The following is a 12592-nucleotide window of genomic DNA, read 5'->3' on the forward strand; positions in this document are numbered from 1 at the left end:
GTCCAGTGAACAGGTCCAATCCGAGCCAAAGTGGTAGGTCCAAAGGACTGGTCAACGCCGGTACGGACTTCTTGCAGTTGAACCCTGCCGACGCGCCGCCCGGCGGGTTGTCGGACTGGCTCACCGAGAGCCTCCGCGCCGCGATCTCCGACGGCCGCCTCCCGATCGGCAGCCGGCTCCCCTCCACGCGCCTCCTCGCCACCGAACTCCGCCTCTCCCGCGGCGTGGTGACTGAGGCCTACCAGCGCCTGACCGAGGACGGCCACGTCGCCGGCCGCGGCCGCGGCGGCACTGTGGTCGTCGCGGTTCCGGTCGTCGCCGAGCCGGGCGTTGCAGCGGGCCGGATCACGCCACCAACCGTCGTACCGGAGCCCGGCCTGGATGTGTTCGACAGTTTGCGGGCGGCTCCGGCTCGGATCGACCTCACGCCCGGGGTGCCTGATCTCGCAGCTTTTCCGCGGGCCGCCTGGCTGCGGGCCGAGCGGGCGGTGCTCAGCGACCTCGAGTCGTCCGAGTTCGGGTACGGCGATCCGTCCGGTACGCCCGCGCTCCGTCGGGCGGTAGCGAGCTGGCTGGCCCGCAACCGGGGGATCGCGGCGGATCCGGATGACCTGATCGTCGTCGCGGGGGTCTCGCAGGCGATCGGGCTGGTTGCGCAGGTGCTGAAGGACCGCGGGATCCACGAGATCGCGGTGGAGGATCCGGGATCGCTCGGATCCCGCCAGCATCTGCAGAACTGGGGGATGCGTACGCCCCCGATCCCGGTGGACGCCGGCGGACTGCAGGTCGACCTGCTGCGCGAGTCGAGCGCCCGAGCGGTGATGGCGACTCCCGCGCACCATTTCCCGACGGGCGTCGTACTGGAAGGTGAGCGGCGGCGGGAGCTGATCCAGTGGGCGGCTGAGGGTGGGCTGATCATCGAGGACGACTACGACGCCGAGCACCGGTACGACCGTCCGCCGGTTCCGGCGCTGCGCGCGATGCTGGCCGATCAGGTGATCTACGCGGGCAGCGTGTCGAAACTGCTCGCGCCGTCGCTGCGGATCGGGTGGATGCTGCCGCCACCGCAGTACAAGCACGCGCTGATCGGCATGAAGCGCCTGGCCGACCTCGGCAACGCCGCGCTCCCGCAGCTCACGCTCGCGCAGCTGATGGAGTCCGGCGAGCTCGAACGCCAGCTCCGCTTCCTCCGCCGTCGCCACCGGACCCGCCGCGACGCGATGGTCGATGCCATCAGCAACTACTTGCCCACCGCCACGGTCCACGGCGCCGCGGCCGGCCTGCACCTCACCATCACCTTCGACGACACCCTGAACGACGTCGACCTGGCCGCCCGGGCACTCCAGGAGGGCATCAAGACCCAACCACTCTCCTGGCACTGCCAACTCCCCCACGCCCCCGGCCTCGTCCTCGGCTACGCCGCCCGCACCCCCACCGAAATCACCGAGGCCATCAGCACCATCGCCGAGGTCACGGCAAGCTAGACGACACGACCGCTCAGCGGGTGTAGAGCGGGGACATGGCGAGGGCGAACTTCGTCATCAGGTCGGGGTCGACCGCCCGGGCCGGGAGCGGGACCAGGTCGACCAGTTTGTCGTCGCCGACCCGGATGGTGGTGCGGCCGGTGGCGGTGTCGACGTACCCCTCGTCGCCGAGCGGGAGCGACTGCGAGGTCGCGGCCTTGCGGATCGGCGCCATCAAAGCCTCCGCCTTCGGAGTACGCCGTACTGATGTCGAGAGCACGCTGGTCGGGTTCACCCAGCCGCAGACGAGATCGCCGAGGGTGGTTTCGCCGTCGCGCCGGATCATCGCGGGCGCGCCGAGCACCTTCTCCGCGGCCGACGTACCGCGCTCGCAGTCCGGGCGGGTGATCAGCGGCGGCGCCTCAGGCAGTCCCGGCGCCTGCCGGGCCACGTCCTGGCCGAGGACCACGTACTTCGCCAGGGTCGCCGACGGACCGCTGACCTTGTACAGCCGTCCGTCGAGCAGGAACACCACGAAGGTGCTGGTCCCGAACCCGCCCTCACCGACGGCCGCCGGCTTGGCCGGCTGCCGTTTGGTCGCGGCGTATGCGCGCTGCGTCGCGGTCAGCGTCGCCTTTGTTGCCGGGAGCACCGAAATCCCGACCCGCAGGACCGGGCCGCTCGGGCTGGAGCTCAGGCCGAGCTGGCAGACGTCGTACGTCGGCAGGCCGAACTCGGCCGGAATCGCCTTGGGCTGGATCTGCACCACCGGGACCGCCAACGTCGATTGCACGAGCGTTTGATCCATTCGCACGCACAGCGTGTCCGCAACCTTGGATGTGGCCGGACCACTCGGGGTCTCCGACGGTGTCTCCGAGGGCGTCTCGGTGGGTGTCGTGCTGACCGAGACCAGCGGCGGCACGTTCGGCGCCGTCTCCTGACCCGGTCCGCCGCAACCCGCAAGGGCGGCCGCGGTCAGCCCGGCGATCACAACACGGCGGATACGCATGATGACCGAGCCTAACCCGCTGTGCGCAGCTCTCTTTCGCGGACCGCGTGTTCGTCCGTGCGGGAGTCGTACCCCCAGAACTCGCGCAGCCAGACCGCGGTTCCGATCACGCCGGCGACACAGAGGATGCCGCCGCTGACGATCGCGGTCCGAACGCCGGTGAGGTCGGCGACGAGGCCGGAGCGCGCCTGGCCGCCGAGTGGGCCGAGCGAGTAGCCGAGCATCTCGATCCCGGCCAGCCGACCGCGCATCTCGTCCGGGATGGTCTGGTTCCAGATCACCGACCGGAACAGCACCGACACCATGTCCGCGGCGCCGGCCACGGCGAAGAAGGCGATCGCGAACCAGATGTTCGGTGCCAGGCCCGCGACACCGACCGCTGCACCCCAGGTCATGGTCGCGAGGACGACGGCCCGGCCCTGATGGTGGACGTGCTTCGCCCAGCCGCTGGTGAGGCTGGCGATCATCGCCCCGATCGCTTCAGCGCTGTACAGGAGACCGAGCAGTTTCGGCTGCTGGAGGATCTCGGTGGCGAACGCCGGGAACAGCACGATCGGCATCGCCAGGAACATGCCGACCATGTCGACCAGGTAGGTGGCGAGCAGGTCCTTGCGGCGGAACGCGTAGACGATCCCACCGCCGATCGCGCCCAGGCTCGGCGGCGTACTGTGCTCACTCGTCTTGTACGAACCCAGGCGGAGGTAGAGCCCGGTGGCGACGATCAACCCGGTGAGCTCGACCGCGAACGCCCAGGTCACGCCGACCGACCCGACCAGTACGCCGCCCAGCGCCGGCCCGGCGAGCTGCCCGATCTGCATGGTCAAAGAGCTCAGCGCGACAGCGGCCGGGATCTCAGCATGCTTGACCACCCGCGGGAGCAGTGCTTCGCGGCTGGGGCGCTGCAGCGACGACGCGATCGCGTTCAGGGCACCACAGACGTAGATGAGCCACACTCGCGGGCTGGCGAGGAGGGTGTTGCCGAGCAGGGTCGCGCAGATGAGGACCTGTGCGACCCCGGTACCGATCAGCAGCTTGCGCCGATCCACGTGGTCCGCGAGCGCGCCGCCGTACAGGCCGAAGACGACGAGTGGCGCGATCGTCACCAGACCCATCGCACCGACGGCGAAGTTGGAGCCGGTGATCTGGTACAGCTGATAGGGCAGGGCGACGTACCCGACCATGCCGCCGAGGAAGAAGACCGAGCCCGAGACCACCAGGATGCGGAAGTCGCGAGAGCCCCGCCAGGGCGTCAGATCGACGCGCAGCCGGCCCAGTCGCTCACGGACACTTGACGCCACCGGCACATAGTGACATCGGACCGCGGCTCCGGCGAAAAGCTTTATCCATCCCTCGGGACCGCTTGGTTGCCGTCGGCGTCGATCGGGCTTCAGGCCAGCGGAAGGTACGCCGTCAGGTCGGTGCGTTCACCGCTGGCCCGGAGTTTGCCGGTGGCGCGGGCCTCACTCCAGGTGGTGCGGCCGAGGGCGAGGTCGATCCAGAGCTCCGGCGGGAGTTCGACCACCGCGCCGGGGGTGCCTCGCGTATGCCGAGGGCCTTCGATGCACTGCACCGCGCCGTACGGCGGGACGCGGACCTCGACCGCGTGACCGGGGGCCTTCGCGACCAGGCGTTTCAGCAGTTGCTTGGTGAGCAGCTTCAGGTCGGTGCGCTCCGCCGTACCGGCGACGTACCGTTGGAGTGCTTGCTGAAAAGCCTGATCCTGTGGGGGGCCGAGCATGTTCACGACGTGCCAGCGTACGCGCCGATTTGTGGGGTCGCCCCCTGTGTGGTCGATAATCAGGCTCGAGAATCGGGAAGCGAGGTCGGGATGCTCACGCCCAGGCACCAGGCGCTGCTGATGACGCTGGCGGGAATGACCGTCGGCGTTGCTGTGTTCGGCAGCGTGCTGGCGATCAACGGGAACCCGCTGGCGGACGACAAGCCCGCCGAGATCGTGAACAGCCAGCCCACCCCTGGCACCACGACCCGTTCCGACGGGCTGCAGGCCGACTCCCTGCGCTACACCGAGCAGACGTTCGGCACCGAGAAGGCGCCGGTCTCGGCCGAGGTCCCGGACGGCTGGAAGAGCAGCCAGGCCGGCACCCGCCCGCGCTTCATAGATCCGGCCGGCGTCTGGCAGATCCGCTTCGACACGCGCGGCAGCGAGTCGTCGCCGGACAAGCTGGTGGACAACCGCGCGAAGAGCATCGACGAGCAGGATCTGGACGTGGTCAGCCGCGCCGACGGCACGCTGATCTACACCTACGTCGACCAGAACCGCGGCCCGCGGATGGGGCTGTCGCGCTTCGTCACCACCGATGGCGGCGAGAGCTCCGCGATCGAGATCACCGTCGGCGGCCGCCCGCAGGACGAGGCCGGCCTGCGCGCCGTACTCGAGCGCGCCACCCAGTCCCTCCAGCTGCCGTCCTCAAGCGGCGACAACCGCCCGAACTGACGTCAGCACTTGATGTCGGCGGTCGGGGCCGTGCCCTTCAGCAGGTAGGTCTCCACCGCGTTGTCGACGCACTCGTTCCCAGCCTTGTAACCGGTGTGCCCGTCACCGTCCCGAGTGACCAGGACACCGCTTTCCAGCTGGTGCGCCAGGCCGACGGCCCACGCGTACGGCGTGGCCGGGTCGCGGGTCGTGCCGACGACCACGATCGGCTTGGCCCCGGCCGCCTTGATCGGATGTGGCTTGTCCTCGGGCTTCACCGGCCAGTTCGCGCACGCCACCGAGCCCCACAACAGGAACGACCCGAACCGCGGTGAGGCCGCCTGGTACACCGGCTCCTCGGCCTTGGCCTGCGCGACCGAGGTGATGTCCGGGCGGTCCAGGCAGTTGACCGCGTAAATGACCTCGTTCTGGTTGTTCTCGTACCCGGACGGCTTGCGGCCGGTGTACTCGTCGGCGAGAGCCAGCAGGCGCGCGCCCTTGCCGTCGAGGCCGTCCAGGACCGCATCCTCGAGGCGCGGCCAGAAGTCCTTCAGGTACAGCGGGTAGATCACCCCGAGCACCACCAGGGCCTGCGTGACCTGGCGTTTCCCGTCCCCCGGCAGCGGATTCGCGTCGCTGTCGTTGATCAGCTTGTCGACCTTCGCGAGCACCTCCGCCTTGGTGCTGCCGAGCCGGCAGGACCGCTGCGCGCAGTCCACCGCGAACGCGTCCAGCGCGGTGTCGAAGCCCTTCGCCTGGGCGATGTTGTTCTGCTCCGACGTCTTCGACGGGTCGACCGCGCCGTCGAGCACGAGCCGGCCGACGTTCTTCGGGAACAGTTCGGCGTACGTCGCGCCCAGGTAGGTGCCGTACGACATGCCGAGGTAGTAGAGCTGGGGATCGCCGACGATGCCCCGCAGTACGTCGATGTCGCGGGCGGCATCCTTGGTCGACACGTGCGGCAGCAGCTCGCCGGAGCGCTGCTCACAGCCGTTCGCGAGGGTCTTCGCCTCGTTGTTCAGCTCGTTGATCTCGGCGTCGTCGTCCGGGCTGCCGTCGGCCGCGATGAACTTGTCCAGCTGCTCGGTGTCCAGGCATTTCACCGGGGTCGACTCGCCCACGCCGCGCGGGTCCCAGCCGATCACGTCGAACTTCCGCAGCAACGGCTGCCCGAGCACGAACCCGGCCGAGGCGGCGAACTCCTGCCCCGACCCACCCGGCCCGCCGGGGTTGATGAACAGCGTCCCGATCTTCCCGACACGATCCCGGGCGAGCACCTTCCGCGCCCGCAGCTCGATCGTCTGACCGGCCGGCTTCGAGTAGTCGAGCGGCACGGTGATGGTCGCGCACTGCTGGTTGGAACCGCAGCGCTCCCAGTCGGGCTGCTGCTGGTAGAACTTCTCCAGCCCCGCCGGGATCGGCCCGGCCGGCCCCTTCGGCTGACCGGGACTCGAGCCGGCCGTCCCGCCGCTCTCCCCATCCTGGGCCCGGCTCGCCACCCCACATCCACTCGCCAGTACCGCAACGGCTGCCAGCAACACGGTAGTCATGCGGAATTTCACTGCGGGGCGTCTCCCTCGTCCTCGTGGTGCAGGCGCCGGCGGCGCCGGGGCTTGCGGCGGCGCCGCTGCTCCGTGGTCTCCTCCACGGTGGCCGCTGCGTCCTCCGCGGCTGAGTGCTCTGCCATGGTCTCCGGCGTGGGGGTCGGCGCGGCCTCCGGCTCGTCCGGTACGACGTCCGCCAGGCCCTCGGGCAGTGGCGCGTCGGGCGTCGTCGTACTGGATGCTTCGTACTGCTGACGGGGTGAACACACGTCCGCGCGGCTGCACGCACAGCGCCGGCCTGATGCGGCCAGCCGGACGACCACGGTGTCGCTCGGCACGTTGTGTCCGACCACCACTCCATCACCCGCGGGGGTCTCCACCGGCGTACCGACGGACGGCGCCTTCGCGTTGAACTCCTGGTAGAGCGGGTGCTCGTACTTCAGGCAGCACATCAGCCGCCCGCAGGCGCCGGAGATCTTCAGCGGGTTCAGCGGCAGGTCCTGGTCCTTCGCCATCCGCACGCTGACCGGCTCGAAGTCCTTCAGGAACGTCGCACAGCACAAGTCCCGCCCGCACGGCCCGATCCCGCCCTGCAGGCGGGCCTCGTCGCGGGCACCGACCTGACGCAGCTCGATCCGGGCCCGGAGCCCGCGGGCCAGATCCCGTACGAGCTCGCGGAAGTCGACCCGGTGCGGCGCGGAGAAGTACACGATGACCAGCTGGTCCACATCCGGCCGCCGGTCGACGAAGTCGATGCCGACCACCTTCATCGGCAGCCCGTGCTGGCGAATCAGCCGCTTCGCGATCACCCGCGCATCGGCGCGGCGTACCCGGTTCGCCTCGTCCCGGTCCAGGTCATCGGCGGTGGCAATGCCGTCACACAGCGGCAGCCCGCCGATCTCCTCCGTCACGTACTGCGGCGCCCAGACGCACTCAGCCACCTCCGGACCGTCGTCGGTCGGCACCAAGACCTTGTCCCCGACGCGCGGACGATGCGGGCCGGGGTCCAGGTAGTACAGCCGCCCGTAGCGCTCGAACGACACCGCCATCACCATGCCCACGCCAGCCAGAGTACTGGCCAAGCCCTTAGCGCAGTGATCTCCCAGGACCCGCGTGGGCTGGGTGTCAGCGCTTGGTGCCTTTGACTGTGCCTCTGAGGGTGTCGCCCGCGGGGGCGTACGCGGCGCAGATGACCAGGCGGTCGTTGTCGTTCCAGAGGTCTTCGTCGGGTGTCCAGTAGGACATGTCGAGCTCTGAGGTGGCCGCGCTCTTGCCCACGTACTTGGCGAACTCCGTTGCGCAACTGCTCTTCGCGGCCGTCTCCACACCCTTGTCGCCGGGGTACGGGCCGTCCGGGAGGGTGACGTCAGCGACGATCTCTCCGTCGTGCTCCTCCGAGCAGGGCTGGCGCAGCGCCTCGCCCTCGTCGCTGCCGTCGTCGAAGCACTCGCCGACGAGCAGATCCTCTACGTACGTAGTCGTCGGGGTGTACGACGACGTGGTGGGCTGGGGCGCACCGTAGTAGTCGTCGTCGCGGTCCGAACCGACCGCGATCATCACCACGATCAAGCCCACCCAGAAGATCGTGATCAGGCCGCCGACGACGATGCCGGTGATCGCCAGTCCGGTACCGCTCTGGCGGCGCTTCTTGATCTGCACGAGGGCCGCGATGCCGAGACCGACCGCCACCGGAGCCGCGATCGAGAACACGATGCTGCCCAGACCGGTCACCAAAGCCGCGGTCGCGAGCGAGTTGGTGGCGTTCGTCGCCGTCCCCGGATACCCATACCCGTACGCCGGCGGAAACTGCCCATACCCCGGCTGCCCATACCCAGGCGGTCCGTACGGCGGTTGCCCGTACCCCTGCTGTGGTTGACCATACGGCGCCGGCTGCCCATAGGGCTGCTGACCGTAAGGCTGCTGCCCGTACGCCGGTTGCCCGGGCAGTGACTGCGGTTGCCCCGGCGCCACCCAAGGCCCGGCGCCCGGCTGCTGAGCACCCGGCGGCTGGCCGGGGCCGGGCTGCTGGGCAGGCGGTCGTCCGGCACGGCCGTAGGTCGGGAACGACCTCGGCGTGTCCTGTGGCCGGTCCGGCTCCGGACCGTACGGTGGTTGGCTCACGCTTCCCCCAGCAATCCGCCGCGACAGCTACCGCTGCGACCCGCGCATGCTACCGGTCAACCGGGTCCCCGGCATCCCGACCAGGCACAGGACGTTGCCGTCAGCAACAGCGCGATCTTCCAGCACCACGTAGTACATGTCCAGCTCGGACTGCTCGTACGGCTTCCCGATGAACGTCTTGAACGCCGTCGCGCACTGCTGCGTCGCGACCGTCTGGGTCTCCTCCGCGGACAGGCCGGCCAGGTTCGCCCGAACCTTGGCGTACGCCTCGCCGGTGTGCGAGATCGCACAGTCCTGGATCCGCACCAGCCGCAGCGTCTCCGCCTCCAGGTCCGCGTCGAAACACTGCTCCACGCGCACCTCCGCGATGCCTACCGTGCGGCCGATGCCCGCCTTCCGTTCGCCGTACAGGTTGAGGCCGACGGCGACGCTGGTAGCGATCACCCAGCAGAGCGTGATCGCCAGCGCGCCGTACGCGAGGCCCTTGCCGCGCGCGCCCGTTCGTTTGATCCGGCGCAGCGCGATCACGGCCAGGACCAGCGCCACCGGCACCAGGCCGGGCAGGCTGGTCACAAAGGCCGCGACGGCGTATCGGTCCTGCCGTTGCTGGGCCGGCGTCGGGACGCCCTCCAGCCAGGACTCTGCTGACGGCAGCGACGGCCGCGCAGGCTGGATCGGAGAGGGCGGCTGGGTCATGTTGGTCCGTTCAGGCAAAACTGCCGAGCGTTCTGTTTTGCCCGGACACTCAGTCATCGGACTCGCCGGTCTCGGTGTTACATCGGCCGCCCGCTAACCGGACGCCACGACTGCCCGCTAGTCGGACGCCAGTCTTACGAACGGGCTGGCCGAGCCTTCGAACAGCGCGATCATGACCGCTTCCAGCGCCATCAGCGGAGCGACGTTCGTCACGATCGCTTCCCGGCAGCCCGACAGGGCATCGATCCGTCGCAGCGTCTGCTCCGGTGTGGTCCGGCCTGCCAGCTGCTCGATCGGGCCACTGAGCTCGGCGTTGATCAGCTCGGCGCCGGCCTGGGTCTGCACCACCAGCACGTCCCGGTAGAGCGCGATCAGGTCGACCAGTGACCGGTCGAGCACGTCGCGTTCCCAGCGCTTCGCGCGAGCCTTCTGCTGCTCCTCGAGCTCCTTGATCGCGGCGCCCGCCTCGCGTGGCCGAGCGCCCTTCGTGCCGACGCCGAGCGCCTGCTCGAGCTCGGTCCGCTCCTTCTCGTCGACCCTCCCGGCGCTCGCCTTGGACTCTTCCTTGGCCGCGTCGACCAGTTGCTGCGCCGACTTCAGGCAGGCCCCGATGTCCCGCAGCGCGAACGGGACCTCGAGCACCTTCGTGCGGCGCTCCCGCACCTGCTCGTCCCGCGCCAACGCCCGGGCGCGGCCGATGTGCCCCTGCGCGGCCCGCGCCGCGAACCCGGCGAGCTCCGCATCCACCCCGAGCTTGGTCGTCAGCATGTCCGCCACCGCGGCCACCGGAGGCGTCCGCAGCACCAGCAGCCGGCACCGCGACCGGATCGTCGGTACGACGTCCTCCACGGTCGGTGCGCACAGCACCCAGACCGTCCGTGGCGCGGGCTCCTCGATGCTCTTCAGCAACGCGTCCGCGGCCTGCTCGGTCAGCCGGTCCGCGTCCTCGACCACCATCACCTGCCAGCGGCCCTGGGTCGGACTCATCGCGGCCCGGCGGACGAGTTCGCGGATCTCGCTGACCCGGATCGACAACAGCTCGGTGCGGATCAGCGCCACATCGGGGTGCGCACCGCTGAGCGCCGTACGGCACGGGTTGCACTCGCCACAGCCCTGGTTCGCACACTGCAGGGCGGCCGCGAACGCACGCCCAGCGTTCGATCGGCCGGATCCGGGCGGCCCGGTGATCAGCCAGGCATGCGTCATCCCGGCCACTGCCGCGCCGGTCTCCCCGCGCATGCCGGCCTCGGCCCCGGCCACAGCCTTCCTGAGTACGGCGATCGCCGGCTCCTGCCCGACGAGGTCGTCCCACACACTCATAGGTCCACCTTCGGGAGCATCGGCTGGAGTCTGGCTCTGATCTGCTTCGCGATGTCCTCGCGGTCCTGGGTGGCGTCGAGGATGAGGTAGTGCTGCGGCTCCGCGGCCGCGAGCTCGAGGAACGCGTTGCGGACCCGCTCGTGGAAGTCGTGCGACTGGGCCTCGATCCGGTCCCGTTCGGCGAACCGGCCGAGCCCGCTCCGCGGCGGCAGGTCGAGCAGGATGGTCAGGTTCGGCCGCAGGTCGTCGGTCGCCCAGCGGTTGACCCGCTCCACGTCGGACAGGTCCAGATCGCGCCCGGATCCCTGGTAGGCCAGCGCGGAGTCGACGTACCGGTCGGTGATGACGACCGCGCCGGCCTTGAGCGCGGGCTTGATCACCGAGTCCACGTGCTCGGCCTTGTCGGCGGCGTAGATGAGCGCCTCGGCCCGGTGCGAGATGTCGCCGGTAGCCGGGTCCAGCACGATCTGCCGCAATGTCTTGCCGAGGTCGGTCGCGCCGGGCTCGCGGGTGAGCAGAACCTGCTGACCGTGCTCCTTGAGCCACTCCACCAGCAGCGCGGACTGGGTCGACTTCCCGGCGCCCTCACCGCCTTCGAGTGCGATGAACAGGCCGGTCGTCGGGTAGACGCCGGGGGTCTTGCCGAAGCTGCGCCGGAGGTCACGCCAGAACGGGACGCCCGGGCGGTCGTCCATCTGCCGCCACGCGATCAGGCCGATCACCCCGGCCACGATCGCAGCGATCAGCATCGTCATCGAGGCGCCGTTGTAGGTGACCGACTTGCCGCCGATCGAGTACGTGTGCCGGCCGATCGCACCGGCGGCGAACGGCGCGATCGCCAGTGTCACCGCCAGCACCGTGCGTACGGCGGACTGCACGAAGGCGAAGGTGCGACCGCGCACCGCGTCCGGCACCTCGAGACCGAGCAGCGTGTAGCCGGAGACCCAGGACGCACCGGCGCAGAACCCGAGCAGGATCGCGATCATGGTGGCGATCTCGATCTGCTGGATCAAAGCCAATCCGGTCAGGCAGATCCCGGACCCGACCAGCCCGGCCGCGAACAGCCGGCGCCGGGACAGACCGGAGAACAGCCGCGGCCCGAACCCCATGCCGAGGGCGAGGCCGCCGAAGACAGCACCGAAGAGCACGCCGTACCCGGGGTCGCCGGCGCCGAGGTCCTCGACGTACGTGCGGCCGAGGCCGATGACCACCGCACCGGCGGCGAACGCCCCGGAGATGCCGACCACCAGCCCGCGGACCACCGGCGTACCGGTGACGTAGGACCAGCCCTCGACCATGGTCCGCCACAGCGTCGGGTGGTCCTCGTGCTCGTGCACCGCGCGACCGATCTCCGAGACCGAGACGATCGCGAGGGCCGAGACCACAAAGGTCGCGGCGTTCACGTACACGGCCAGGTCGACGGCGAAGTCGCCGGACCAGCGGAAGACGAGGGTGATCGCGGTGAAGATGACGGCGGCCGGCAGAGCGGTCCCGTACGTCGTGATCAGGCTGATCTGGTTGGCTGCCTCGAGCCGGTGCCGGGGCACCAGGTTGGGCACGCTGGCGTCCTTGGCCGGGCCCCAGATCAGACTCACGATCTCGATCAGCACCGTTGCCACCAACACCCAGGTGAGCGTGCCGACGATCGGGATGCTGACGAAGAACGCAGCCCGGACCAGATCGCCGATGATCATCGTCCAGCGCCGGTCCAGCCGGTCCGCGATCCAGCCGGCCACCGGTCCCATCACCAGTGCGGGCAGCACGCGAAGGAACAGCACGCCGCCGATCGCGAAGTTCGCCGCCTGGTAGTCGTCACCGGCGAACGCCTTCGCCATCGCGGTCAGCGCCAGCAGGCCGATCCAGTCACCGAGGCTGGAGAGCCCGAAGGCGATCCACAGCCGCCGGAACGCCCGGATCCGCAACACCGCGCGCACGTCATGCGCCGGTGCGGGATCGGTCAGCGGGTCATATACCTCCGGCACACCCAAAGCCTAGTGCCTGGTCG

Annotated in this window: 11 protein-coding genes; 2 read left to right on the plus strand and 9 right to left on the minus strand. The window is 69.8% G+C overall.

Going from position 1 to position 12592, the window contains the following annotated elements; genetic code table 11:
- Positions 1-5 precede the first annotated feature (5 nt).
- The gene (locus OG817_RS34430) at positions 6-1484 is read left to right on the plus strand and encodes a PLP-dependent aminotransferase family protein (protein ID WP_406048958.1); all 1479 of its coding nucleotides are present in this window, start codon (positions 6-8) and stop codon (positions 1482-1484) included.
- Positions 1485-1497: 13 nt separating this feature from the next.
- On the opposite strand, the gene OG817_RS34435 is transcribed toward OG817_RS34430, so the two are convergent.
- From OG817_RS34435 to OG817_RS34445, 3 genes are all read right to left on the minus strand, one after another.
- A complete protein-coding gene (locus tag OG817_RS34435) occupies positions 1498-2472 on the minus strand; it encodes a hypothetical protein (RefSeq protein WP_406048960.1) in 975 nt (324 codons plus the stop codon).
- An 11-nt stretch (positions 2473-2483) separates the two neighbouring features.
- Positions 2484-3770: an MFS transporter gene (locus OG817_RS34440; RefSeq protein ID WP_406048961.1), complete on the minus strand. Its 1287-nt coding sequence runs from the start codon at positions 3768-3770 to the stop codon at positions 2484-2486.
- Positions 3771-3859: 89 nt separating this feature from the next.
- Positions 3860-4210 (minus strand): sterol carrier family protein, encoded by a 351-nt coding sequence (locus OG817_RS34445; RefSeq protein WP_406057574.1) that lies wholly within the window; start codon positions 4208-4210, stop codon positions 3860-3862.
- A 90-nt stretch (positions 4211-4300) separates the two neighbouring features.
- Between OG817_RS34445 and OG817_RS34450 the strand changes: the two genes are divergently transcribed.
- On the plus strand, positions 4301-4927 hold the full coding sequence (locus OG817_RS34450; protein WP_406048962.1) for a hypothetical protein: 627 nt from the start codon (positions 4301-4303) through the stop codon (positions 4925-4927).
- A gap of 2 nt (positions 4928-4929) precedes the next feature.
- Here OG817_RS34450 and OG817_RS34455 read toward each other — a convergent pair whose 3' ends face one another.
- The 6 genes from OG817_RS34455 to tmk form a co-directional block, all read right to left on the minus strand.
- Positions 4930-6456, minus strand: coding sequence for an alpha/beta hydrolase (locus OG817_RS34455; protein WP_406048963.1), 1527 nt, complete (start codon positions 6454-6456; stop codon positions 4930-4932).
- An 8-nt stretch (positions 6457-6464) separates the two neighbouring features.
- Positions 6465-7505: a stage 0 sporulation family protein gene (locus tag OG817_RS34460; protein ID WP_406057576.1), complete on the minus strand. Its 1041-nt coding sequence runs from the start codon at positions 7503-7505 to the stop codon at positions 6465-6467.
- 70 nt (positions 7506-7575) lie between these two features.
- Complete coding sequence (locus tag OG817_RS34465) at positions 7576-8571, minus strand: DUF4190 domain-containing protein (protein WP_406048964.1); 996 nt, start codon at positions 8569-8571, stop codon at positions 7576-7578.
- A gap of 27 nt (positions 8572-8598) precedes the next feature.
- Positions 8599-9267 carry a DUF4190 domain-containing protein gene (locus OG817_RS34470; protein ID WP_406048966.1) on the minus strand — a complete coding sequence of 223 codons (669 nt, stop codon included), beginning with the start codon at positions 9265-9267 and terminating at the stop codon, positions 8599-8601.
- Between the two features lie 117 nt (positions 9268-9384).
- The gene (locus tag OG817_RS34475) at positions 9385-10587 is read right to left on the minus strand and encodes a DNA polymerase III subunit delta' (protein WP_406048967.1); all 1203 of its coding nucleotides are present in this window, start codon (positions 10585-10587) and stop codon (positions 9385-9387) included.
- Complete coding sequence (gene tmk, locus OG817_RS34480) at positions 10584-12569, minus strand: dTMP kinase (RefSeq protein ID WP_406048969.1); 1986 nt, start codon at positions 12567-12569, stop codon at positions 10584-10586. The genes OG817_RS34475 and tmk overlap by 4 nt, the downstream gene beginning before the upstream one ends.
- Between the last annotated feature and the right edge of the window lie 23 nt (positions 12570-12592).

It is taken from the genome of Kribbella sp. NBC_00889, assembly GCF_045207705.1.
Classification (GTDB): Bacteria; Actinomycetota; Actinomycetes; order Propionibacteriales; family Kribbellaceae; genus Kribbella.